General features: G+C 60.1%; 19 protein-coding genes. 12 read left to right on the top strand and 7 right to left on the bottom strand.

Features of this window, described 5'->3' with window-relative positions; translation table 11 throughout:
* Nucleotides 1-272: 272 nt before the first annotated feature.
* Complete coding sequence (gpmB, locus tag CBW22_RS24545) at nucleotides 273-920, bottom strand: 2,3-diphosphoglycerate-dependent phosphoglycerate mutase GpmB (RefSeq protein ID WP_058781605.1); 648 nt, start codon at nucleotides 918-920, stop codon at nucleotides 273-275.
* 51 nt (nucleotides 921-971) lie between these two features.
* On the opposite strand from gpmB, the gene yjjX reads away from it, so the two are divergent.
* Entirely contained in the window at nucleotides 972-1,490 is a 519-nt protein-coding gene (gene yjjX, locus CBW22_RS24550; protein ID WP_088518121.1) for an inosine/xanthosine triphosphatase, read from the top strand.
* Here the strand turns inward: yjjX and trpR are convergent, their stop codons facing one another.
* Nucleotides 1,491-1,799, bottom strand: coding sequence for a trp operon repressor (gene trpR, locus CBW22_RS24555; RefSeq protein WP_021508685.1), 309 nt, complete (start codon nucleotides 1,797-1,799; stop codon nucleotides 1,491-1,493).
* Between the two features lie 43 nt (nucleotides 1,800-1,842).
* On the bottom strand, nucleotides 1,843-3,762 hold the full coding sequence (gene sltY / locus CBW22_RS24560) for a murein transglycosylase (protein ID WP_088518122.1): 1,920 nt from the start codon (nucleotides 3,760-3,762) through the stop codon (nucleotides 1,843-1,845).
* Nucleotides 3,763-4,018: 256 nt separating this feature from the next.
* Here sltY and atzF point away from each other — a divergent pair, with 256 nt between their 5' ends.
* The 10 genes from atzF (at nucleotide 4,019) to ettA (ending at nucleotide 18,512) form a co-directional block, all read left to right on the top strand.
* A complete protein-coding gene (gene atzF, locus CBW22_RS24565) occupies nucleotides 4,019-5,815 on the top strand; it encodes an allophanate hydrolase (RefSeq protein ID WP_088518123.1) in 1,797 nt (598 codons plus the stop codon).
* A 2-nt stretch (nucleotides 5,816-5,817) separates the two neighbouring features.
* Nucleotides 5,818-9,435 (top strand): urea carboxylase, encoded by a 3,618-nt coding sequence (gene uca, locus CBW22_RS24570; protein ID WP_088518124.1) that lies wholly within the window; start codon nucleotides 5,818-5,820, stop codon nucleotides 9,433-9,435.
* 9 nt (nucleotides 9,436-9,444) lie between these two features.
* Complete coding sequence (locus CBW22_RS24575; RefSeq protein ID WP_021506818.1) at nucleotides 9,445-10,146, top strand: GntR family transcriptional regulator; 702 nt, start codon at nucleotides 9,445-9,447, stop codon at nucleotides 10,144-10,146.
* 30 nt (nucleotides 10,147-10,176) lie between these two features.
* The gene (urtA, locus tag CBW22_RS24580; protein WP_031279577.1) at nucleotides 10,177-11,445 is read left to right on the top strand and encodes an urea ABC transporter substrate-binding protein; all 1,269 of its coding nucleotides are present in this window, start codon (nucleotides 10,177-10,179) and stop codon (nucleotides 11,443-11,445) included.
* A 279-nt stretch (nucleotides 11,446-11,724) separates the two neighbouring features.
* The gene (gene urtB, locus CBW22_RS24585; protein WP_088518125.1) at nucleotides 11,725-13,290 is read left to right on the top strand and encodes an urea ABC transporter permease subunit UrtB; all 1,566 of its coding nucleotides are present in this window, start codon (nucleotides 11,725-11,727) and stop codon (nucleotides 13,288-13,290) included.
* Nucleotides 13,290-14,366: an urea ABC transporter permease subunit UrtC gene (gene urtC / locus CBW22_RS24590; RefSeq protein ID WP_058757138.1), complete on the top strand. Its 1,077-nt coding sequence runs from the start codon at nucleotides 13,290-13,292 to the stop codon at nucleotides 14,364-14,366. Before urtB ends, urtC begins: the two co-directional genes overlap by 1 nt.
* Complete coding sequence (gene urtD, locus CBW22_RS24595) at nucleotides 14,359-15,150, top strand: urea ABC transporter ATP-binding protein UrtD (protein WP_058757139.1); 792 nt, start codon at nucleotides 14,359-14,361, stop codon at nucleotides 15,148-15,150. The genes urtC and urtD overlap by 8 nt, the downstream gene beginning before the upstream one ends.
* A 1-nt stretch (nucleotide 15,151) precedes the next feature.
* On the top strand, nucleotides 15,152-15,850 hold the full coding sequence (gene urtE, locus CBW22_RS24600; RefSeq protein ID WP_058776207.1) for an urea ABC transporter ATP-binding subunit UrtE: 699 nt from the start codon (nucleotides 15,152-15,154) through the stop codon (nucleotides 15,848-15,850).
* Nucleotides 15,851-15,963: 113 nt separating this feature from the next.
* A complete protein-coding gene (gene deoR, locus CBW22_RS24605) occupies nucleotides 15,964-16,728 on the top strand; it encodes a DNA-binding transcriptional repressor DeoR (RefSeq protein WP_088518127.1) in 765 nt (254 codons plus the stop codon).
* A 116-nt stretch (nucleotides 16,729-16,844) separates the two neighbouring features.
* Entirely contained in the window at nucleotides 16,845-18,512 is a 1,668-nt protein-coding gene (ettA, locus tag CBW22_RS24610; RefSeq protein ID WP_071813584.1) for an energy-dependent translational throttle protein EttA, read from the top strand.
* A 49-nt stretch (nucleotides 18,513-18,561) separates the two neighbouring features.
* On the opposite strand, the gene nadR is transcribed toward ettA, so the two are convergent.
* The 3 genes from nadR to serB form a co-directional block, all read right to left on the bottom strand.
* Nucleotides 18,562-19,788, bottom strand: coding sequence for a multifunctional transcriptional regulator/nicotinamide-nucleotide adenylyltransferase/ribosylnicotinamide kinase NadR (gene nadR, locus CBW22_RS24615; protein ID WP_010618490.1), 1,227 nt, complete (start codon nucleotides 19,786-19,788; stop codon nucleotides 18,562-18,564).
* Between the two features lie 228 nt (nucleotides 19,789-20,016).
* Nucleotides 20,017-21,399 (bottom strand): DNA repair protein RadA, encoded by a 1,383-nt coding sequence (radA, locus tag CBW22_RS24620; RefSeq protein WP_021506810.1) that lies wholly within the window; start codon nucleotides 21,397-21,399, stop codon nucleotides 20,017-20,019.
* A gap of 13 nt (nucleotides 21,400-21,412) precedes the next feature.
* Entirely contained in the window at nucleotides 21,413-22,390 is a 978-nt protein-coding gene (serB, locus tag CBW22_RS24625) for a phosphoserine phosphatase (RefSeq protein ID WP_021506809.1), read from the bottom strand.
* A gap of 107 nt (nucleotides 22,391-22,497) precedes the next feature.
* On the opposite strand from serB, the gene CBW22_RS24630 reads away from it, so the two are divergent.
* A complete protein-coding gene (locus CBW22_RS24630; RefSeq protein WP_021506808.1) occupies nucleotides 22,498-23,172 on the top strand; it encodes a YtjB family periplasmic protein in 675 nt (224 codons plus the stop codon).
* Between the two features lie 966 nt (nucleotides 23,173-24,138).
* Here the strand turns inward: CBW22_RS24630 and CBW22_RS24635 are convergent.
* Complete coding sequence (locus CBW22_RS24635; protein ID WP_254919564.1) at nucleotides 24,139-24,450, bottom strand: hypothetical protein; 312 nt, start codon at nucleotides 24,448-24,450, stop codon at nucleotides 24,139-24,141.
* Nucleotides 24,451-24,612 lie beyond the last annotated feature (162 nt).

The raw sequence follows: 24,612 nt of genomic DNA on the forward strand, positions 1-24,612 counted from the left end.
AGGGCGTTGCATGGTAACAGTCTCAGTCCAGGGCATAGTGAGTCTCCTCTGCTATGCCGTTTATAACTGTTACCCATGTGCCCGGTCTAAAGTGTTACCCATGTGCTCGGTTTGTACCTTCATGCGCACCGATTCAACCGCAGCCACAAGCCCTACCGTTTGTCGCCGATGCGCATTGCCCATGCCCTCGTAGGGTGCGCATTGATGCGCACCGATACGCGATCATTGATACGCACCGATACGCAGTCATTCTGCGCCATGCGCTACCGCGATTAACGCTGCAGCTCATCCAGCGCCGGGGCATCCAGATGCGACACATCACCGGCCGTCTCCACCACCCAGCCGGCGGCGAGCCAGGCGCTTTGCTGATGATCGACGCGCGAAATCGAGCAGTTACGCAGACGCAAACGGCGCTCCGCATGGGCCGGCAGCCCGAGAATGGTACTCACCAGCACGCCCAGCGCCATGCCGTGGCTCACCAGCAGCGGGCGGCTACCCGCCGGCAGATCGAGACAGGCATTGAGCGCGGCATGCATGCGCGTCGCCATCTCCTCCATCGACTCGCCGCCCGGAATCCGGCCGCCTTCGGTGCCATCCACCAGCGCTTTACGCCAGCTCTCCTCTTCCGCCGTCAGGCCGTCGAGCGGACGCTGCTCCAGACAGCCCATATTGAGCTCGCGCAGGCGGGCATCCAGCGTCACCTTACAACCGCAGGCATCAGCAATAATCTCCGCGGTGCGCCGGGTACGTCCTAAATCGCTGGCAATCACGTGAGTAATGCCCAGCGATTTCACGCGCTCGCCCACCTGATGCGCCTGCTGCTCACCTTTATCCGTCAGCGGACTGTCGGACTGCCCCTGAATGCGTCGGGCCGCATTCCAAACCGTTTCACCGTGACGAACAAGATAGACCTGTAACATGCTTAATTTCCGTTATACTGCGACAAATTTGTCTTGAGGGTTCAGGTAATTATGTACCATGTTGTCGCAGCCACCATCAATCCGGCAAAAATCCGCGCAATTGCTCAGGCGTTCAACGACGTTTTCGGCGAAGGATCCTGCCATATTGAAGGGGTCGAGGTCGAGAGCGGCGTCGCCGCGCAGCCCTTAAGCGATGCCGAAACTCGAACTGGCGCACGCCAGCGTGTGGCGAACGCGCGTCATGTGCGGCCACAGGCGGATTACTGGGTGGCGATTGAAGCGGGCATCGAGGGCGACTGCGCCTTTGCCTGGATGGTGGTGGAGAATGCGCAGCAACGCGGTGAATCCCGCTCTGCCAGCTTTACGCTGCCGCCGGTGGTGATGGCCGGTCTGACTGCCGGGCATGAGCTCGGTGACGAAATGGCGCGCTTAACCGGCGTAGAGAATATCAAACACAAGGGCGGTGCGATTGGCGCCTTCACCCACGGTCTGCTGAGCCGCTCCAGCGTCTATCATCAGGCCCTGATTCTGGCGCTCTGTCCGTTCACCCACCCGCTGTATCAGCAGTGATCAGCTGCGCCCGAGGCGCGCTTCCAGCCAGCGTTTCAGCTCGGGCGGCGCCTCTTTCAGGCTATTGGATCCGCGGGTGATGGTGGCTATCCCGACGCCCAATTCGTTTTTCAGCTCGCGCTGACTGATATCACCGTTGATCAACGCTTCGATAATGCGCAGGCGCGTGCCTAAGGCTTCGCGCTCGTCCGGCGTCATCATCAGCTGCAGCAGTGGCAGCGCTACGTCATCGGAAAACGCGTTGTGCATCAGGTCGATGAAACGCAGCCAGTTGTCTTCAACCGGCTGCGGGGAAAGGGGTTGGCTCATGAAGGCTTCCGTACTCATTAACGAGTACGGAAGCATAACACAGTCAGTAACGGCGATTCCACTCGCCGTCGGCGAGAATCTTATCCGGCTTACCCATGAAGTAGCGGTAATAGGCATCGTAGGCCAGCACGTTTTTCACGTAGCCACGGGTTTCCGAGAAGGGAATGGTTTCGATAAACGCCACCGCATCCAGTTTGCCGCCGCTGGTATTCAGCCAGCTACGCACCCGCCCCGGGCCGGCATTATAGGCGGCAGAAGAGAAGATGCGGTTCTGACCAAACTGCTGATAGACATACTCCAGATACTGCGTACCAATCTGAATATTGGTCTGCGGATCGAGCAGCTGGCTGCTGTTAACGTAACCCGGAATGTTGTACATCTTCACGGTATGGCTGGCGGTGCCCGGCATCACCTGCATCAGGCCACTGGCGCCAACCGGTGAGCGCGCTTTCGGGTTCCACGCGCTCTCCTGGCGAGAGATCGCCATGGCGTAGCTTGGCGTGATGCCTTTATCGCTGGTGTATTGCTGATACAGATTGCGCCACGCCAGCGGGAAACGCTCTTTCAGGCTATCCCACATTTTCGCGGTGATGGTGGCCTGCACGCTGAGATCCCACCAGTCCTGTTCATTAGCGTAGCGCGCCAGCATCTGCTGCTGGGTACGGGTTTTGCTGCTGATCAGATTGGCCCACTCGCTGCGCGCCAGGTTATCCAGCCCCCAGTACATCAGCTCGCGCACGCGCGCCATCTCCGGCCCCTGCACCACGCTATTGTCCGCCGCCGGGGCCTGATCCACCTGCAGCGGATACCCGACGCCCAGCCGCTGTGCCGCCACCATCGGATAGAAGCCGCGCTGCTGCATCAGCTTACGCAGAATCTCCTCCGCTTCCTCTTTGCGCCCCTGCGCCATCAGTAAATCGGCCTGCCAGTACTGCCACTCATCTTTCTCTTTGGCTTCCACCGGCAGCCGGGCAATCCAGGTGTTCAGGCCGCGACGGTCGTTTTCACTCAGCGCCAGCCGCACGCGCCGCTCAATCAGCGCGGTGGATTCGCTGTTCATCACCACCGCATCGCGCCAGCGCGCCTGCTCCGAGGTGAGATCGGCGCCCATCATGCGCCACACCACCGTCTCTTTCAGATCCTGCTCTTCCGCCGGGCCCATCTTCTGCGCCTGAACCAGCTGCGGGATCATCATGCGCGCATTGTCCATATCCTGACGCGCCACGCGGGCAAAGGCGTAGCTGGTGGCCATGCGGGTAAAATCGGTCGGGCCGAGGGTGCTGGCAAAGGTGGTGACGGTCTGGGGATTCTGCTGCAGCGCAATCAGCGCGCTGGCGGTGGTTTGGTAATCCGCCGGCAGCATTTTCGCCAGATAATTAACCAGGCTGTCGTTGCCAGCTTTCATCGCCAGGCGGATGCGTTCGAGGATGGTGATCGGCGACAGCTGCCCTGACGCCTGCCACACCGAGAACAGCTTGTCGCAGTCGTTCGGTAACGCGGTCCCGCGCAGCCAGATGGCTTTGGCCCCGTCAAACGCCGCCTGCTGCTGGCCGGTCGCCCATTTGGCGTAGTACCAGTTACAGCGCGCCTGCACCGGCTTCGGCTCATCAGGACTGAAGCTGAGCACGCCCGGCCAGTCCTGGCGGTGCGCCAGCACGTTAACAAAGCGCGTCTGCAGCGAGCGCGCCGGCGGCAGCGTCGGATACTGCTGAATAAAGTTTTTCACCGCCAGCCCGGTCTCCTGATCGAGATCCTGCGCCAGCAGGCGGTACTGCAGGTACGGATAGAGCGGATAATCCTGCAGCGTTGGCATCAGCTGCTCAACCTGGTCCATCTGTTTGTTGTCCCAGGCCTGTTTGATCTGCGCATAGCGCTGTCGTTGCTGATCCAGCGAATCGGCCCACACGCTGCCGGCCGTGCTGACCAGACAGATCCCTATCATCCAGTTACGCCACTTCTCCACTCCGCTCTCCTCATTGCTGCGCTCCAGCTTATGCCGGACTCCCTTCATGCTAACCAGGCCAACCGGCTCTTGCCACGTTCTTCACAAAATTTACCCAGGCGCACCGTGATTGTTCAGCGCCTGCGCCGCAATTGTGCAAATAATCATCACAAAAACTTATTACCCATCAAATAGCTATGTTTTTTCATTCAGTTACAACTCTGGCACGTGCTTTGCTCTGTTGAATGCCATCTTGTATACCAGCTGGAATTCACTCATGGCATCGACCTTCGGTTTTACGCTTCAGGATTGGCAACGTTGCGCACAGCAGGATGCACAGCAGATCCCTGCACTGCTGGCCGCACATCTCGACGCACTCGATAACCAGGATAATGCCTGGCTGTACCTCGCTTCGCCGGCCCAGCTGCTGGCGCAGGTTGAACCGCTGCTGGCGGCGTATCAGCGCAATCCGGCCGCGCTGCCGCTGTTTGGCGTGCCGTTTGCCGTTAAAGACAACATTGACGTGGCAGGCTGGCCGACTACCGCCGCCTGCCCGGCGCTGACGTATCAGGCCGCAGCCGATGCCTTTGTGGTGGCCAGGCTGAAAGCGGCAGGCGCTATCGTCATCGGTAAAACCAACCTCGACCAGTACGCGACCGGTCTGGTTGGTACCCGCTCGCCGTATGGCGCGGTGAGCAACACCTTTAATCCGGCCTACGTCAGCGGCGGCTCCAGCTCCGGCTCCGCGTCCGTGCTGGCGCGCGGCCTGGTCGGCTTCTCGCTCGGCACCGATACCGCCGGCTCCGGCCGCGTACCGGCAGGTTTTAACAATATCGTCGGGCTGAAGCCGACCAAAGGCTGGTTCTCGGCCAGCGGCGTGGTACCGGCCTGCCGTCTCAATGACACCATCTCGGTGTTCGCCCTGACGGTTGCCGATGCCTTTAGCGTCGCCAGCATCGCGGGCGGCTACGACGCCAGCGACGCCTACGCGCGCCAGTCGCCACGCAGCGCACCGGCCAGTTTCCAGCCGCAACCCTCGCTGGCGATCCCTGCCGCGCCGCAGTTCTACGGCGATCAGCAGGCGGAAGCGGCGTGGCTCAGCGCGCTGGAGCAGCTCACGGCGAGCGGTGCGACGCTGCGCCCCATCGACTTCGCCCCTTTCCATCAGTTGGCAGAGCAGCTCTATTACGGCCCGTGGGTTGCCGAGCGCACCGTGGCGGTCGGCGAGATGCTCGACCGCCCGGAAGAGATGGATCCGGTGGTGTACGGCATCGTCAGCAGCGGCCGCCAGTACAGCGCCGTCGAGGCGTATCAGGCCGAATACCTGCGTGCCGAACTGACGCGCCAGATCCAGCAGACGCTGGCCCGGTTCGATGCACTGGTGGTGCCGACCTCGCCCACCATCCATACGCTGGAAGAGATGCAGCAGGAGCCGGTGCACTACAACTCGCAGTTCGGCACCTATACCAACTTCACGAACCTGGCCGATCTCAGCGCGCTGGCGCTGCCTGGCCCGTTCCGCGCCGATGGGCTGCCTGCGGGCATCACGCTGATCGCCCCGGCGTGGCACGACCGCGCGCTGGCGACGTTTGGCCTGCGCTGGCAGCAGCAGCTGGCACTGCCGCTCGGGGCCACCGGCAAAGCGCTGCCGCCGCAGCCCGCCGCGCTGCCGCCGTCGCCTGACCACGTGCGCGTGGCGGTGGTCGGCGCCCATCTCACCGGCATGCCGCTGAATTTCCAGCTCACCACGCGTCAGGCGGTGTGGGTCGAGGAGACGCAAACCGCCAGCCACTATCGCCTGTTCGCCCTGCTTGATGGCCCGATCAAAAAGCCCGGCCTGCTGCGCGGCGACAGCGGTGCCGCCATCACCGTCGAACTGTGGGACATCCCGCTGGCGCGTTTTGGCGAATTCGTCGCGGAAATCCCGGCGCCGCTCGGCATTGGTTCGCTGACGCTGGCGGATGGACGCATCGTGAAAGGCTTTATCTGCGAACCGGCAGCGCTGAAGCAGGCGCTGGAAATCACTGAATTCGGCGGCTGGCGCAACTGGCTGACGTCACAGGGGAATCACTAATCATGTTCAGCACCGTTCTGATTGCTAACCGTGGCGAAATCGCCTGTCGTGCCATCCGCACCCTGAAGCGCCTCGGCGTAACCAGCGTGGCGGTCTATTCGGATGCCGACCGCAACGCGCGTCACGTTACCGAAGCCGATGTAGCCATCGCCCTTGGCGGTGACAAAGCCAGCGACAGCTATCTGCGCATCGACAAAATTCTCGCCGCTGCGCAGCAAAGCGGCGCGCAGGCCATCTGGCCCGGCTACGGTTTTCTGTCGGAGAGCCTGCCGTTTGCCGCCGCCTGCGAAGAGGCCGGCATCGCGTTTGTCGGCCCGACCGCACAGCAGATCGGCGAATTCGGTCTCAAGCATCGCGCCCGTGAACTGGCGGCCAGCGCGGGCGTGCCGATGACGCCGGGCACGCCGCTGCTCAGTTCGCTGCAGGACGCACTCAGCGCGGCGGAAGACATTGGCTATCCGGTGATGCTGAAAAGCACCGCCGGTGGCGGCGGCATCGGTCTGACCCGCTGCGCCGACGCCACGGCACTGGAAAACGCGTGGGAGAGCGTGCGTCGCCTGGGGGAACAGTTTTTCAGCGATGCCGGCGTGTTTCTTGAACGCTGCATCGATCGTGCGCGCCACGTGGAAGTACAGATTTTTGGCGACGGCAAGGGCAAGGTGATTGCGCTGGGCGAACGCGACTGTTCGCTGCAGCGCCGCAATCAGAAGGTGGTGGAAGAGACGCCGGCCCCTAATCTGCCGCAGGCCACGCGCGAAGCGCTGCTGGCTTCAGCGGTGCGGCTGGGCGAGCTGGTTAATTACCGCAGCGCCGGCACCGTGGAGTACATCTATGACGCCGCGCAGGACGCGTTTTATTTCCTCGAAGTGAACACCCGCCTGCAGGTGGAGCATCCGGTGACCGAGTGCGTCACCGGCCTTGACCTGGTGGAGTGCATGCTGCAGGTGGCGGCGGACGATGCCATCGACTGGGATCGTCTGCAGCAGGCACCGCACGGCGCATCGATTGAGGTGCGGCTGTACGCCGAAGATCCGCTGAAAAACTTCCAGCCGAGCCCGGGCGTGTTAACCCACGTCAGCTTCCCGCCGGGGGTGCGCGTCGACGGCTGGATCGAGACCGGCAGCGAAGTGACGGCGTTTTACGATCCGATGGTGGCCAAACTGATCGTGCATGGCGAAACGCGCGACGCCGCGCTGGCGAAGCTGCAGCAGGCGCTCGACGCTACCCAACTGCACGGCATCGCCACCAATCTCGATTATCTGCGTCAGATCGTGGCGACCGACGCCTTCCGCAGCGGCAACGTCTGGACGCGCTTCCTTGACGGCTTTACGCCGGCGGCCAGCGTCATCGAAGTGCTGCAGCCGGGGACGTTCAGCAGCATTCAGGACTTTCCCGGCCGCCTGGGCTACTGGGACATCGGCGTGCCGCCGTCCGGCCCGATGGATGACTTCGCCTTCCGCCTGGCCAACCGTATCGTCGGCAACCACGCCAGCGCCGCCGGGCTGGAGTTCACCCTGCAGGGCCCGACGCTGCGCTTCCACAGCGATGCGCTGATCGCGCTGACCGGTGCCGACTGTCCGGCCGATCTCGACGGCAGCGCGGTCAACTACTGGCAGCCGGTGGCGGTGAAAGCCGGACAAACCCTGACGCTGGGCCGCGCGCAGAGCGGCTGCCGCACCTATTTAGCGGTGCGTAATGGTTTCGATGTGCCAGAGTATCTCGGCAGCCGCGCCACCTTCTCGCTGGGCCAGTTTGGCGGCCACGCCGGACGCACGCTGCGCGTTGCCGACATGCTGCCGATCTCTCAGCCGGCGCTCGCCGCCTGCACCACGCCAGCCCCGGTCAGCGAACCTGAAGCGCTGGATCGCGCGCTGGTGCCGCACTACGGCAGCGAATGGCGCATTGGCGTGCTGTACGGCCCGCACGGCGCACCGGATTTCTTCACCCAGGCCGCCATCGATGAGTTCTTTGCCAGCGACTGGCAGGTGCATTACAACTCCAACCGGCTGGGCGTCCGTCTGGTCGGGCCTAAACCCAGCTGGACGCGCGCTAACGGCGGTGAAGCCGGGCTGCATCCATCAAACGTACACGACTGCGAATACGCCATCGGCGCGGTGAACTTTACCGGTGACTTCCCGGTGATCCTGACGCACGACGGCCCAAGCCTTGGTGGCTTCGTCTGCCCGGTCACCATCGCCAAAGCCGAGCTGTGGAAAGTCGGCCAGGTCAAACCGGGCGATCGCATCCGCTTCCACCCGATCAGCGCCGACGAAGCGGTCGCGCTGGAGAAAGCTCAGGCGCACAGCGTAACCACGCTGCGCAGCCAGCACGCACCGGCCTTCGCGGTGCCGTCGCTGGCGGCGAGCGACATCGGTTCTGCCACCCTGTTAGCGGCGCTGCCGGCGACCGCCACCACGCCTGCTGCGGTCTACCGCCAGGCGGGCGACAAATATGTGCTGATTGAGTACGGCGATAACGTGCTGGATCTGGCGCTGCGCCTGCGCGTACACCTGCTGATGCAGGCGCTGCGCCAGCGTGCAGAGCCCGGCATCGAAGAGCTGTCGCCCGGCGTGCGCTCGCTGCAGGTGCGCTATGACAGCCTGGTGATCGGTCAGCAGCAGCTGATGACGCTGCTGCTGGAGCTGGAAGCCGGGCTGGGCGACGTCAGCGCGCTGAAAGTGCCGTCGCGCATCGTCTGGCTGCCGATGGCGTTTGAAGACAGCGCCACGCTCGGTGCGGTGGAGCGTTACAAAGAGACGGTTCGCGCCAGCGCGCCGTGGCTGCCGAATAACGTTGACTTCATTCAGCGCATCAATGGACTGGCGAGCCGCGAAGCGGTACGCGACACCCTGTTTGCCGCCAGCTATCTGATTCTCGGTCTCGGCGATGTCTATCTCGGCGCACCGTGCGCGGTGCCAATCGATCCACGCCATCGTCTGCTGAGTTCCAAATACAGCCCGGCACGCACCTTTACTGCCGAAGGCACGGTGGGCATTGGCGGCATGTACATGTGCATCTACGGCATGGATTCACCGGGCGGCTATCAGCTGGTGGGGCGCACGCTGCCCATCTGGAATAAGTTCCTGCAAAACGATCAGTTTGCCGCCGGCGAACCCTGGCTGCTGCGCTTCTTTGACCAGGTGCGTTTCTATCCGGTGAGCGAAGCGGAACTAACGCAGCTGCGTGACGATTTCCGCGCCGGCCGCGCCCGCATTCGCATTGAGCAGAGCGAGTTTGATTTCGCGGCGCATCAGCAATTCCTCGCCGACAACGCGACGGAAATCAGTGCCTTCCGTGAGCGTCAGGCCGCGGCGTTTGAGCAGGAAGTGATGCTGTGGGCGCAGGAAGAGCAGGAAGCGCCGCTCACCCGTGAAGAGACGCTGGTGGTCGCCGATGCAGAGGACGATGCGCTGGCGGTGTGCGCTGACATGAACGGCAACATCTGGAAAGTGCTGGTTGCGCCGGGCGATACGGTGCAGGCCGGCCAGACGCTGATCATCGTGGAAGCGATGAAGATGGAACTGGCGATTGTCGCGCCGCAGGCCGGCACGGTGAAACGCATTGCCTGCCAGGCGGGCCGTCCTGTGAGTCCGGGCGACACCCTGCTGTGGCTGGCTTAAGGAGCAGGTATGAACAGTAGCGCGCCCCGCAGCAAAGGCCGTCCCGAAGCGCTGGCCGAAAAGGTTTATCAGGCGCTGAAGCAGGACATCTTTGAATTCCGTCTGATGCCGGGTGACCGCTTCAGCGAAAACGAAATCGCCGAGCGGCTGGCGGTGAGCCGCACGCCGGTGCGTCAGGCGCTGTTCTGGCTGGAGCGCGAAGGCTACGTCGAGGTGTGGTTTCGCAGCGGCTGGCAGGTGCGGCCGTTCGATTTCGCTTACTTCGAGGAGCTGTACGACTTCCGCACCGTGCTGGAACGCGAAGCGGTGCGCCGCCTGTGCGCGCTGCCGCCGCTGGCCTGCGCGGAAACCCTGACCGCGCTGAAAACCTTCTGGATCGACGATGCCCGGCTGGAAGATGGCAAAGCGGTATCAGCGCACGACGAAGCCTTTCACATGGCGCTGGTGGCCGCGGCGGGCAATCAGGAGATGGCGCGCATCCACGCCGAGCTGACAGAAAAAATCCGCATCATTCGCCGTCTCGACTTCACGCGGGATGACCGGGTTGATGCCACGTACCGCGAGCACGCTCAGATCTTACGGGCGATTTTTCAGCAACACACCGAGGAGGCACAGCGCATTTTAACCGACCACATTGCCGTCAGTAAGGCCGAGGTCAGGAAGATTACGTTGCATATGTTACAGCAGGCTCGGCTTCAACCCATTGAATAACAACAGATAACACAGTTAGGGGTTTAAATGATGAAACGACGTTCGTTGCTTAAAGCTTTCGCGCTCTCCGCTACCGTTGCCAGCATGGGCTTCGCCTTTACCGCACAGGCGGCAGACACCATCAAAGTCGGCATTATGCATTCGCTGTCCGGCACCATGGCGATTTCCGAAACGCCGCTGAAAGATGTGGCGCTGATGACCATCGATGAGATTAACGCCAAAGGCGGCGTGCTGGGCAAGAAGCTGGAACCGGTGGTGGTCGATCCGGCCTCTAACTGGCCGCTGTTCGCCGAAAAAGCGCGCCAGCTGCTGACTCAGGACAAAGTGGCGGTGGTGTTTGGCTGCTGGACGTCGGTCTCGCGCAAATCGGTGCTGCCGGTGTTTGAAGAGCTGAACGGCCTGCTGTTCTATCCGGTGCAGTACGAAGGCGAAGAGATGTCGCCGAACGTGTTCTATACCGGCGCCGCGCCGAACCAGCAGGCGATCCCGGCGGTGCAGTATCTGATGAGCGAAGATGGCGGCAGCGCCAAACGCTTCTTCCTGCTCGGCACCGACTATGTCTATCCGCGCACCACCAACAAGATTCTGCGCGCCTTCCTGCATAGCAAAGGCGTGCAGGATAAGGATATCGAAGAGGTTTACACGCCGTTTGGTTACAGCGATTACCAGACCATCGTGTCCAATATCAAGAAATTCTCCGCCGGTGGCAAAACCGCGGTGATCTCCACCATCAACGGTGATTCCAACGTACCGTTCTACAAAGAGCTGGCGAACCAGGGCATTAAAGCAACCGACATTCCGGTAATTGCCTTCTCGGTGGGGGAAGAAGAACTGCGCGGCATCGACACCAAACCGCTGGTCGGTCAGCTGGCGGCGTGGAACTACTTTGAGTCAGTGGATAACCCGACTAATGCGAAGTTCGTGGCCGACTACCGCGCTTACGCCAAAGCGCACAACCTGCCGAACGCCAGCACCGTAGTGACCAACGATCCGATGGAAGCCACCTACGTTGGCCTGCATATGTGGGCGCAGGCGGTAGAGAAAGCTGGCACCACCGATGTGGATAAAGTGCGCGCCGCGATGGCCGGACAGACGTTTAAAGCGCCGGACGGCTTCACGCTGACCATGGACAAAACCAACCACCATCTGCATAAGCCGGTGATGATTGGTGAGGTGGAGGAGAACGGCCAGTTCAACGTGGTGTGGCAGACCGAACAGCCGGTGCGCGCCCAGCCGTGGAGCCCGTATATCGCCGGGAATGATAAGAAGCCGGATTATCCGGTGAAGTCGGCGCAGTAAGGGGAGGCTGATGGTCCTCGCCCTATGGCCCTATGGCCCTCACCCTAACCCTCTCCCGCTTGCGGGAGAGGGAACCGATCGAGCCAGCACGCCGCTACCGAACTCACCTGTAGCAGCGTCTCCCTCTCCCTGTGGGAGAGGGCCGGGGTGAGGGCCATGCACCGCACTCATCCGTTTTTCTCCCTCTCCCTCCGGGAGAGGGCCGGGGTGAGTGCCAGACAACGCCCTACCCCCTAAGAGCCACATCGCACCCAACGTAACCATAACAGGATGATCACCATGACACTCCGCCGTATTCTCAGCTGCCTGCTGTTACTGCTGCCGTGGCTGGCGCAGGCCGGTGATGGCGCTGACTTCGCCGCTGCCAGCCGCACGCAGCAGGCGACATTGCTGCAGCAGTGGGCTGCGGTGCCGCAGGCCAGCCGCTTGCCGCTGCTGCAGGCGCTGCGCAATGAAAGCGTGGTTATCGACCAGAACAAACAGCCGTTCAGCAAACAGGCTGACCAGCTTCTGCCGCTCGACAGCGCCCGGCAGCCGGACGGCGAAACCAAAAAACTCTTCATGAACAACCGGCTGCGCGTGCTGATTGCCAGCGCCCTCGCCGCCCACCAGCTGGTGAGTGACGATGCGGCGATTCGCCTGCGCGCAGCGCAGCAGTTACAAAACGATGCCGCGCCTGACCAGCTGCCGCTGATTGAACAGCGCCTCGCCGCCGAACAGGACAGCAAAGTACGCGCGGTGCTGGCGATGGCCGCCGCGAATCTGCAGCTCGTCAGCCCGGACGCCGCGCTGCGCCTGAAAGCGGTCACGCTGCTCGGAGAATCGGGCGATCCGGCGATGCAGGCCAGCCTGACGCGCTTAACCCAGGCCAGCAACGAACCCGATGCGCAGGTGCGCGCCGCTGCGGCCGCCAGCCTGCAGCACATCAGGCAGCGCCTGATGTGGGGCGACTGGCTCGGCCAGGCGTTTACCGGCCTGTCGCTCGGCTCCATTCTGCTGCTGGCCGCGCTCGGCCTGGCGATCACCTACGGCCTGCTGGGCGTGATCAACATGGCGCACGGCGAAATGCTGATGCTCGGCGCCTACGCCACCTGGCTGGTACAGAATCTGTTCCAGCAGTTTGCGCCGCAGTGGCTGGCGTGGTACCCGCTGCTGGCGCTGCCGGTGGCCTTCGCCGTCACCGCCGTGATGGGCATGCTGCTGGAACGCACCATCATCCGCCACTTATACGGTCGTCCGCTGGAGACGCTGCTCGCCACCTGGGGCATCAGCCTGATGCTGATTCAGCTGGTGCGTATGCTGTTTGGCGCGCAGAACCTCGAAGTGGCCAACCCGGGCTGGCTGTCCGGCGGCTGGCAGCTGCTGCCCAATCTGGTGCTGCCGTATAACCGCATCGCGGTGATCCTGTTTGTCATCGCGGTGCTGGCGCTCACCTGGCTGCTGCTGAATAAAACCCGGCTGGGGCTGAATGTGCGGGCGGTCACGCAGAACCGCGCCATGGCCGACTGCTGCGGCGTGCCGACCGGGCGCATCGACATGCTGGCGTTTGGCCTCGGTTCCGGCATTGCCGGACTCGGCGGCGTCGCGCTGTCGCAGCTGGGCAACGTCGGACCGGAACTGGGTCAGGGCTACATCATCGACTCATTCCTCGTGGTAGTGCTCGGCGGCGTCGGTCAGCTGGCCGGCACCGTGGTGGCGGCTTTTGGTCTCGGCATCCTCAACAAAGTGCTGGAGCCGCAGATTGGCGCGGTGCTCGGCAAAATCCTGATCCTCGTGCTGATTGTGCTGTTTATCCAGAAACGTCCCCAGGGTCTGTTTGCCGTTAAAGGGAGGGTGATTGACTGATGAGCCAGCCACTGACCTTACGCGCGGTGCGCAAAGCGCCGCGCCTCAGCCTGATTCTCGGCGTCATCGTGACCGCGCTGCTGCTGGTGCTGCCGTTCTGCGCCCTGCTGCCCGCCAGCCATCCGCTGGCGATCTCTACCTATACGCTGACGCTGGTGGGCAAAATCCTCTGCTATGCGATTGTCGCGGTGGCGCTGGATCTGGTGTGGGGCTACGCCGGGCTGCTGTCGCTCGGCCACGGGCTGTTTTTTGCCCTCGGCGGCTATGCCATGGGCATGTACCTGATGCGCCAGGCCGCAGGCAGCGGTTTGCCGGCGTTTATGTCGTTTCTGTCGTGGAATGAGCTGCCGTGGTTCTGGGCCGGCAGCCAGCACTTTCTCTGGGCGCTGTGCCTGATTGTACTGGTGCCGGGCCTGCTGGCACTGTTGTTTGGCTTCTTCGCCTTTCGCTCCAGAATCAAAGGCGTCTACTTTTCCATCATGACGCAGGCGCTGACTTACGCTGGCATGCTGCTGTTTTTCCGCAACGAAACCGGCTTTGGCGGCAACAACGGCTTTACCGGTTTTACTACCCTGCTCGGTTTCAGCGTCACCGCCACCGGCACGCGTATCGCACTGTTTATCGCGACCGTGCTGTTGCTGCTATTCAGCCTGGCGCTGGGCTTTGCTCTGGCGCGCAGTAAGTTTGGTCGCGTGCTGACGGCGGTGCGCGATGCGGAAAACCGCCTGATGTTTATTGGTTACGATCCGAAGGGCTTCAAGCTGTTCGTCTGGACGCTCTCCGCCGTGCTGTGCGGGCTGGCTGGTGCGCTGTACGTGCCGCAGGTCGGCATCATCAACCCGAGTGAAATGTCGCCGACCAACTCGATTGAAGCGGCGATTTGGGTGGCGCTCGGCGGACGCGGCACGCTGATTGGCCCGCTGCTGGGTGCGGCCATCGTCAACGGTGCCAAAAGCTGGTTCACCGTCGCCTTCCCGGAATACTGGCTGTTTTTCCTGGGCCTGATGTTCATCCTGGTCACGCTTTTTCTGCCGCGTGGCGTAATTGGCCTGCTGCGCCGGAGGCGTCATGACTGAGCAACTGTTTACCCAACCGCACCCGGCGGATCGCCATCGTCAGCAAACCGATCCGGTGCTGCAGCTGGAGAACATCAACGTCTCGTTTGACGGCTTCCGCGCGCTGACCGATCTGTCATTGCAGATCGGCGTCGGCGAACTGCGCTGCGTGATTGGCCCGAACGGCGCGGGAAAAACCACGCTGATGGACGTGATCACCGGCAAAACCCGGCCGGACAGCGGCCAGGTGATCTACGACCAGGATACCGATCTGCGCCAGCTGTCGCCGGTCGAAATCGCCCGCGCCGGCATTGGCCGCAAGTTTCAGAAACCCACGGTGTTTGAAGCGCTGACGGTGTTTGAAAACCTCGAGATCGCGCTGAAAAACGATAAATCGGTGTGGGCCAGCCTGCGCGCCCGGCTTAGCGGCGAGCAGCGCGATCGTATCGACGAGGTGCTGAAACTGCTGCGGCTCGGCGGCGAACGCCAGCGGCAGGCGGGTCTGCTGTCGCACGGGCAGAAGCAGTTTCTCGAAATCGGCATGCTGCTGGTGCAGGAGCCGCACCTGCTGCTGCTGGACGAACCGGCAGCCGGCATGACCGATGCCGAAACCGACTACACCGCCGAGCTGTTCCGCAGCCTGGCGGGCAAGCACTCACTGATGGTGGTGGAACATGACATGGGCTTTGTGGAAACCATTGCCGACCACGTGACGGTGCTGCATCAGGGCCAGGTGCTGGCTGAGGGATCGCTGCGCGAGGTACAGGCGGACGATCGGGTTATCGACGTATATCTGGGGCGCTGAGATGTTACAGGTAGCAGAACTGCATCAATATTACGGCGGCAGCCATATCCTGCGCGGTCTGTCGTTTGAGGCTCGCCCGGGCGAGATCACCTGCCTGCTGGGGCGCAACGGCGTGGGCAAAACCACGCTGCTGAAGTGTCTGATGGGGCTGATTCCGGTCAAATCCGGCGAGGTTCGCTGGCAGAACCAGCTGATTAACACGCGCAAGCCACACCAGCGCGTGCAGGCCGGCATTGCTTATGTGCCGCAGGGACGCGAAATTTTTCCGCGTCTGACGGTGGAAGAGAACCTGCTGATGGGGCTGGCGCGCTTCTCCGGTGCCCAGGCCAGCCGGGTACCGGAGGAGATCTACCAGCTGTTTCCGGTGCTGCGCGAGATGAAAACACGGCGCGGTGGCGATCTGTCAGGCGGCCAGCAGCAGCAACTGGCGATCGGCCGGGCGCTGGCCTGCCAGCCGCAGCTGTTGATCCTCGATGAGCCGACCGAAGGGATCCAGCCGTCGGTGATCAAAGAGATCGGTGCGGTGATCCGCCAGCTGGCGCAGCGCGGTGACATGGCGATCCTGCTGGTTGAGCAGTTTTATGATTTCGCCGCCGAACTGGCCGACAGCTATCTGGTGATGTCGCGCGGCGAAATTGTGCAGCGCGGCGCAGGGGCGAATATGGAGAGCGAGGGCGTGCGCGGGCTGGTGGCGATTTAGCCGCGCGGCGGGCGGGCGGGCAGAAGACAGGTTGTTAATCTGCAAGAAAAAACTTATGTTTACCCTCCACCCGGCCATTCCGGCCGCAGCGAAGGTTGAGCGAACTGTTACTGATGGAAACCCGCCGCGACGAACGAATCAATAAGCTGGCGCAGGCGCTGAAACACAGCGACACCCTGCACTTAAAACAGGCCGCGCAACTGCTGGGCGTGTCAGAAATGACCATCCGCCGCGATTTAACCGGCGCGACGCAGGGCGTGGTGCTGCTGGGTGGCTATGTGATGCGCGACCCGCGGCAGAACGTGGCGCACTATTTTGTCAGCGACCAGCAAAACCTCAACGTCAGCAAGAAACGTCTGCTGGCACAGCGGGCTGCCGCGCTGGTACAGGCCAACGACACGGTGTTTTTCGACTGCGGCACCACATTGCCGCTGGTGATAGAAGCGATCGATAACGATCTGCCCTTCACCGCCATTTGCAGCGCGATCAACACCTTTCTGGCATTAAAAGAGAAGCCGCACTGTCGGGTGATTCTGTGCGGCGGCGAATTCCACGCCGATAACGCTGTGTTTACACCGCTCGAGCAGGTCACGGTGCTGGATGCGCTCTGCCCCAATAAAGCCTTTATCTCTGCCGCCGGCATGGATGTCGCGCAGGGTGCCACCTGTTATAACCTCAACGAACTGCCCATCAAGCATCTGGCGCTGCAGCGAGCGCAGACCAAAATCGTGGTCGGCGACAGCAGCAAGTACGGCAAGGTACTGCCGGCGCGCATTGGCGACTTCTCGCTGTTTGATATGCTGGTCAGCGACAGCCCGCCTCCGCCCGCGCTGCTCGCCGTGCTGCAGGCGGCCAGGCTCACCCTGCACTGCGGCTAGCATTATTCCGCCGCTGCGGAAGATTGCGCGCAATGCGGCTGTGATTGCCGGGTGAAAACGGCTAAACTTCAGCATCTGACGTTCCACCCATTACAGACCAAGAGGCTCATCACAACGTGGCTCAATTCGTCTATAGCATGCATCGCGTCGGCAAAGTGGTTCCGCCGAAGCGTCACATTCTGAAGAATATCTCCCTTAGCTTTTTCCCTGGCGCCAAAATTGGCGTACTCGGCCTGAACGGCGCGGGTAAATCGACCCTGCTGCGCATCATGGCCGGCATTGATAAAGATATCGAAGGGGAAGCTCGCCCGCAGCCGGGCATCAAAGTCGGCTATCTGCCGCAGGAACCTCAGCTGAACCCGGAACACACCGTGCGTGAGTCGGTGGAAGAAGCCGTCGCGGAAGTGGTTGGCGCGCTGAAGCGTCTCGACGAAGTGTACGCGCTGTACGCCGATCCGGATGCCGACTTCGACAAGCTGGCCGCTGAGCAGGGCCGTCTGGAAGAAGTGATCCAGGCACACGACGGGCACAACCTGGAAACCCAGCTGAACCGCGCTGCCGATGCCATGCGTCTGCCGGAGTGGGATGCCAAAATCGCGAACCTGTCCGGTGGTGAACGCCGCCGCGTCGCGCTGTGCCGTCTGCTGCTGGAAAAGCCAGACATGCTGCTGCTCGACGAACCGACCAACCACCTGGATGCCGAATCCGTCGCGTGGCTGGAGCGTTTCCTGCACGACTTCGAAGGCACCGTGGTAGCCATCACCCACGACCGTTACTTCCTCGATAACGTTGCCGGCTGGATTCTGGAGCTGGACCGTGGTGAAGGCATTCCATGGGAAGGCAACTACTCTTCATGGCTGGAGCAGAAAGATCAGCGTCTGGCGCAGGAGGCTTCTCAGGAAGCGGCGCGTCGTAAATCGATCGAGAAAGAGCTGGAGTGGGTGCGCCAGGGCGCGAAAGGCCGTCAGTCTAAGGGCAAAGCCCGTCTGGCGCGCTTTGAAGAGCTCAACAACACCGATTATCAGAAACGTAACGAGACCAACGAACTGTTCATTCCACCTGGCGCGCGCCTCGGCGACAAAGTGCTGGAAGTGAAGAACCTGAGCAAAGCGTATGGCGATCGCGTGCTGATTGACGATCTGTCGTTCTCGCTGCCGAAAGGCGCCATCGTCGGCATCATCGGCCCTAACGGCGCCGGTAAATCGACGCTGTTCCGCATGATGTCAGGCCAGGAGCAGCCGGATTCCGGCAGCATCGAGCTGGGCGAAACCGTGAAGCTGGCGTCGGTCGATCAGTTCCGCGATGCGATGGATAATTCAAAAACCGTGTGGGAAGAAGTTTCTGGCGGTCAGGACATTATGCGCATCGGCAACACTGAAATGCCGAGCCGCGCTTATGTCGGTCGCTTTAACTTTAAGGGTACCGATCAGGGCAAACGCGTCGGCGAATTGTCCGGCGGTGAGCGTGGTCGTCTGCACCTGGCGAAACTGCTGCAGGTGGGCGGCAACCTGCTGCTGCTCGATGAGCCAACCAACGACCTGGATATCGAAACCCTGCGCGCACTGGAAAACGCCCTGCTGGAGTTCCCGGGCTGCGCGATGGTGATCTCGCACGACCGCTGGTTCCTCGACCGTATCGCCACCCACATCATCGACTATCAGGATGAAGGTAAAGTGGAGTTCTTCGAAGGTAACTTTACCGAGTACGAAGAGTACAAGAAACGCACCCTCGGCGCCGAAGCGCTGGAGCCGAAGCGTATCAAGTACAAGCGCATGGCGAAGTAATCGCTGTGATAACAAAAAGGCGCCGCGGCGCCTTTTTTGTTGTGCTGCGCTAGCTGCCCAGCATCTGCTTCACCAGTTCGACGCAGCGCAGGAAGCGTGTGTCGTAGTCATCCTCTTTGACGTGCACATATTCAATGTGATTTTCACGCAGCATGGTGACCAGCATCGACTGGAACTCACGGCGATCCATCGAACTGCCGAGGCTGCGCAGGCCGTCGGCCACCCACGGCACATTATTTTCCAGCAGAATCACCAGGTCAAAGCGGTACTCATCGATCAGCGCCTGCACGAACGGGTGCTCGCGCCCTTCATACTTGAGGCAGAACGCCTGGGTAGTGATGAAGTCCGTGTCGATAAACGCCACTTTGTTGGCGTATTTGACGGCGAAATCGATGTACTGCGCCTGGCCGAGCGCGATTTTGTCGTAGTCGGAGTATTGCAGCGCCATCTCGTCGCCGCCGAGGTGCGAGAAGACATAGTCGCGGCCATACTCCCACGCGCTGGTGGTATTAAAGATGTTGGCAAGCTTGTTAACCAGCGTTGATTTGCCGCTCGATTCACCGCCGAGCACCGCCACGGTGCGCACGAAAAACGGCTTCACTTCAGTTGGGATGTATTCCCAGTAGCGGAACGGATCCTGACGAATCTGGCTGCCGCTGATGTTCATAAATGATCGATGCGGATCGATCACCACCGCCGGAATGCCCAGATGCTGCTGATACATCGGTGCATCCGGTTCTTCGCTGGTGTAAACGCAGTCGGGCTCAATGCCCTGCTCCGCGAGGAAGGTTTTCACGCCAGCGCTCCACACGTCCCAGCCGTGCGGATAGGGCTCGATGCCCTCTTCGTTGAACGAATGGATGCGGATGTTTTTCTGGTACTTGAAGGTCTGCAGCAGCCAGCGCAGACGATCGCTGATGGTGGGCTGCTGCGACATGGCGCTGTTCTCAAACAGCTGGCGATCGCGCGGATCGTCATGGCCCATGATGATGTGCAGCTCATCGACCTGGCTACAGGCGCGCTGGATCAGGTAGATGTGGCCAGTGTGCAGCGGATAGAACTTCCCGAACACCACGCCCACGGTTTTGTCGCGACGCGGGAATTCCAGCCCGAGAAAACGGTGCAGCGCTTCCAGCTTCTGCGCGCTGGGGCTTTTGATTTTGGCATTCAGCAACTGGCTCAGATAGCCTTTGGTCATCCCGCTGGCATCAGCCACCTGCTGCAATGTGTGTCCCTGCTGGCGAATCGCGGTTTTCAGATAGTCAAACGATGACATGTGGTGCCTCCTGCATGGAATTAGAGGGATTGTGCGCGCGGGCCCTCACCCCGGCCCTCTCCCGCCCGCGGGAGAGGGGGAAAATTAGTGCGGCTGGCATGGGAGGTGCATGGTCAGGTTACTCACCACCAAACCTCTCCGATCGGTCCCCTCTCCCGCCAGCGGGAGAGGGTTAGGGTGAGGGCAAAGGTGGAACCACAAGCCAAACCCCCTCCCCAACAACCCGCCTTACAGCTCGTCCAGAATCGCCAGCGCGTCCGCCAGTTTCTTCGCGCTATACACCTTCATACCGTCAATCGCCTTCTTCGGCGCATTTCCTGCCGGCACAATGGCGCGCTTAAAGCCGTGCTTGGCCGCTTCGGAAATGCGCTCCTGGCCGCTCGGCACCGGACGAATCTCCCCGGCCAGCCCGACTTCGCCAAAAATCACCAGATCCTGCGGCAGCGGGCGATCGCGCAGGCTCGACACCATCGCCAGCAGCAGCGCCAGGTCTGCACTGGTCTCGGTGACTTTGACGCCGCCGACCACGTTCACAAACACATCCTGATCGGCCATCTGCAAGCCGCCGTGCCGGTGCAGCACCGCCAGCAGAATCGCCAGACGGTTCTGCTCCAGCCCAACCGCCACGCGGCGCGGATTGCCCATCATCGAATGGTCCACCAGCGCCTGAATCTCAACCAGCAGCGGGCGCGTGCCCTCCCAGACCACCATCACCGAACTGCCGGAGGTGATCTCATCGCCGCGTGACAAAAAGATAGCAGACGGGTTACTGACTTCGCGCATGCCCTGCTCGGTCATGGCAAAGACGCCCAGCTCATTCACCGCACCAAAGCGGTTTTTGTGGCTGCGCAGCGTGCGGAAGCGCGAATCGGCATCGCCGTCCAGCAGCACCGAACAGTCGATGCAGTGCTCCAGCACCTTCGGCCCGGCCAGCGAGCCATCTTTGGTGACGTGACCGACCATGATGATCGCCACGCCGCGCGTCTTGGCGAAGCGCGTCAGGTAAGCGGCGGTTTCCCGCACCTGCGCCACGCTGCCCGGCGATGACTGGATCTCCGCCATGTGCATCACCTGGATCGAGTCGATCACCATCAGCTTCGGCTGCTCCTGCTCGGCGATCAGGCAGATCTGCTCGATGCTGGTTTCCGACAGCATATTGAGGTTTTCCGTCGGCAATCCCAGACGATGGGCGCGCATCGCTACCTGTTGCAGCGACTCTTCGCCGGTGACGTACAGGGTTTTCATCCCTTCCGCCAGCTTACACATCACCTGCAACAGCAGCGTTGATTTACCGGCACCAGGGTTACCGCCAATCAGTATCGCGCTGCCCGGCACCACGCCGCCGCCCAGCACGCGGTCAAACTCTTTAAAACTGGTCGAGAAACGCGGCAGCGCTTCCAGACTGATCTCCGACAGCTTCTGCACCCGGCTGGTGCCGGCGCTACCGGCATAGCCGCTCAGGCGCTCGTTGCGCGCGGCCGCAGGCGAGGCGGCAATGCGCACCTCGGTAATGGTATTCCAGGCGTGACAGGCGCTGCATTGCCCCTGCCAGCGCGGATAGTCAGCGCCGCATTCGTTACAGACGAAGGCGCGTTTTGCCGCTTTGGCCAAATCAAATCCTCAGTTAACGCTCTTCGTGAATCAGGCTGCCGGTGAGAATGCAGAACACTCCCATCAGGTCAGCGTGGCGGATAATCACTTCCGTCTGCTCATTCACTTTGGGTTTAGCATGATAGGCGATACCCAGCGCCGCCGTTTTAATCATCGGCAGATCGTTAGCACCATCGCCAATCGCCACGGTTTGTTCCGGTGCGATGTCAAAGCGCTGGGCCAGACTGTTCAGGGTATCGGCTTTAAATTGCGCGTCGACGATTTGCCCCAGCACTTCGCCGGTCAGCTTACCGTCACGCATTTCCAGTTCGTTGGCTACCGCAGCGGCCAGATGCAGCGTCTGTCGCAGGTGATCGGCATAGAAGGTGAAACCGCCCGAGGCAATCGCTACCTGCCAGCCCAGCGCCTGCAACTTGTGCACCAGCGTGGTCAGGCCCGGCATCAGCGGCAACGTGTCGCGTACCTGCTTCAGAATATTGGCGTCAGCGCCGGCCAGCTTCGCCACGCGCTCACGCAGGCTGGCTTTAAAATCCAGCTCGCCGCGCATCGCGCGTTCCGTCACTTCCGCCACCTGCTCGCCGCAGCCCGCCAGTTTGGCGATCTCATCGATGCACTCGATCTGGATGGCGGTGGAATCCATGTCCATGACCAGCAGCCCTGGCGTTTTCAGATGGGGGATTTTGCCGAGCGGCGCCACATCAAAGCCAGCCTCATGCGCCAGCTTGCTGGCACGCGGTGTCAGCGAGCCCGCCAGCCGGATTACCTGATACTCATCGACATTCCACGCGCTGACGATCACCATCGCCGCGCCCAGCTGATGCTGATAATCGGTCAGTTTTTGTTTATCGAGCCCGCGCCCATACAGTAACCAGCCAGTCCGACCGGCACGGTAATCCAGCGGCATCACTTCATCACCGCTCAGGGAAAGGGGTAAACCCGGCCAAAGAGAGACATCGGCGGGCAGATCGCACCAGGTAAGACGATTTGGCATTACAGCTCCTGTAGGGACAACAAAACCACGCAAGAGGCTACCTTGTCTGCGCGGGTTCTGGCAACATAATTGCCAGCCTTTCTGCTGTTACGTCACACGGGTTTCTGATGGTCAAAACCGCACTGAAATTTCGCCTGCATCGCACGGTGATCGTTCTTATCTCGCTGGCGCTGTTAGTGGTGCTGATGCAGGGCGCGTCATGGTTTAGTCTTGGCCATCAGATGGCCCGTTCCGAACAGGTCGAGGAGCTGGCGCACACGCTGACGCGCCAGGTGGCGTTCAGTCTGAAACCGCTCATGGATAACAGCGACGATAACCGCACGCAGATTGAAGCCATCCTGAATCAGATGACGGATAACAGCCGTGTGCTGGACGCTTCGGTCTATGCCGACGACGGCAGCCTGGTGGCCCACAGCGGTGAGAGTATTAATGTGCGCGACCGCCTGGCGCTCGACGGTAAACGTGCCGGTAGTTATTTCAATCATCAGATTGTCCAGCCGCTGGAAGGGAAAGAGGGTCCGCAGGGTTTTCTGCGTATCACGCTGGATACGCATGTGCTGGTGACGGAATCGCGTCAGGTGGATAACACCACCAATATTCTGCGCCTGATGATGCTGCTGGCGCTGGCGATCGGCATTATCCTGACCCGTACCCTGCTGCGCGACCGCCGCACCCGCTGGCAGCAATCCCCGTTCCTGCTGACGGCCAGCAGAACGGTGAAAGAGGATAAAGAGGAAGAGACGGCGGCGGAGAGTGTGGAGACTGAGAGGAAAGAGGGTTGAGGCAGATAGCTCTCTACAGAAGCACGTCGCAGGTTAATATTGCCGGGAGGTGGCTGGCTGGGATGGGATACAGAGTGACGGTGAAGGTTGGACAGGACAGCCTGATTCTGACGACTGTCAGCTAAAGAGAAAAAGCCGGAAGGATCGTTAAGATTGCGTTTGGCTACTATTATGGGACCTTATTTTTAACCGCTATTGCATTATCTACGACATCATCAAGCAGCATTTCTTCTTTCGGGGAGAAATTAGAATATTGAGACATAGCTCTGCATGTTGATAGTTTTTCTAATATTTCAAGAGAAACTTTATCACCACACTTGATTGTTTCATTATACCAATTAGTGAAAAAAATCGCTGACTCAATTTTACCATTCGCATTAAGCTCAACTATTATTTTTTGAGCGATCTCATCAAATCATTTAAAGCATTCACCAGCGACCCCTCATAGTTTTAACAACCCATGTTCTGGGGAGATTTGAAACCACAGCTTGATATCCTAAGCCAGGATATCCAGCGCCCTGAGCAGCTGCAGGATCTTCACTTCGGGGCCTTAAGTTCTAATAATTTAATTATGATTACTCTCCAGTCATGACGGATTGTTAGTTTTTGGCATAATAGGGAAATTTATTATCTCAATAACAACTGTGACGACTATTTTGCAATCATCTTATGACATCAGCGCTAATTTATCACGCTAAGTATGATAATATTTAAACTTCTATTAATAGATCGAATTGTTAAAACTATGTTCTTTTCGTGGCGTTTATTTGGTAAAGTCCGCGAATCGATCCAGCTTTAATAATCAGGCACACAGGTTTAAATGTTTAAACCACCGGTTATCCCTAATGGTCATCTACTATTCTTGAAATTTATGGAAAGTTGTAGCACTATCCTTACCCGAAAAGATATCGCAATGTATCGACATAAGGATAGTTTGAATTAAATTTTATGCTAATCCTCTGATAATTATGGACCTTCCCAATATTTAGTGTTTTCAGTAGCTCTCTCCAAATCGTCCATATCATCCTCTCCAGGCTCACGGTCAAATTTACCTCCAATCATTCCTCTCATCTTCGATAACAATGTAGTAATATCATTGTCATCAATGAAATCGGTAGTTTCTCGCTCATACTCTCTTCGCTTCTCCTCATTGATTTTTGATTCGTTATAATAATAATGAGCTATATTATTTAATGACACCAATATATAATCAACCTCCTTATATAAATCAATTGCCTCAGACTCTGTTAAATATATTTTCTTTTTAATGCTCGACACTATCATTTCCTTTAATCATTATGTGATCATTAATTTAAATATCACCATTAACAGTTAATTCATCATTATAACACCGTTGGTTTAGAATTTACCCCGACTCGAAGTTGGGCATTTATTTCAATAAAATACCGTTTGGATAATTCATCTGAACATTAAAAACCC

The sequence above is a fragment of the Pantoea sp. VS1 genome (assembly GCF_002207995.1).
GTDB classification, from domain to species: Bacteria; Pseudomonadota; Gammaproteobacteria; order Enterobacterales; family Enterobacteriaceae; genus Pantoea; species Pantoea dispersa.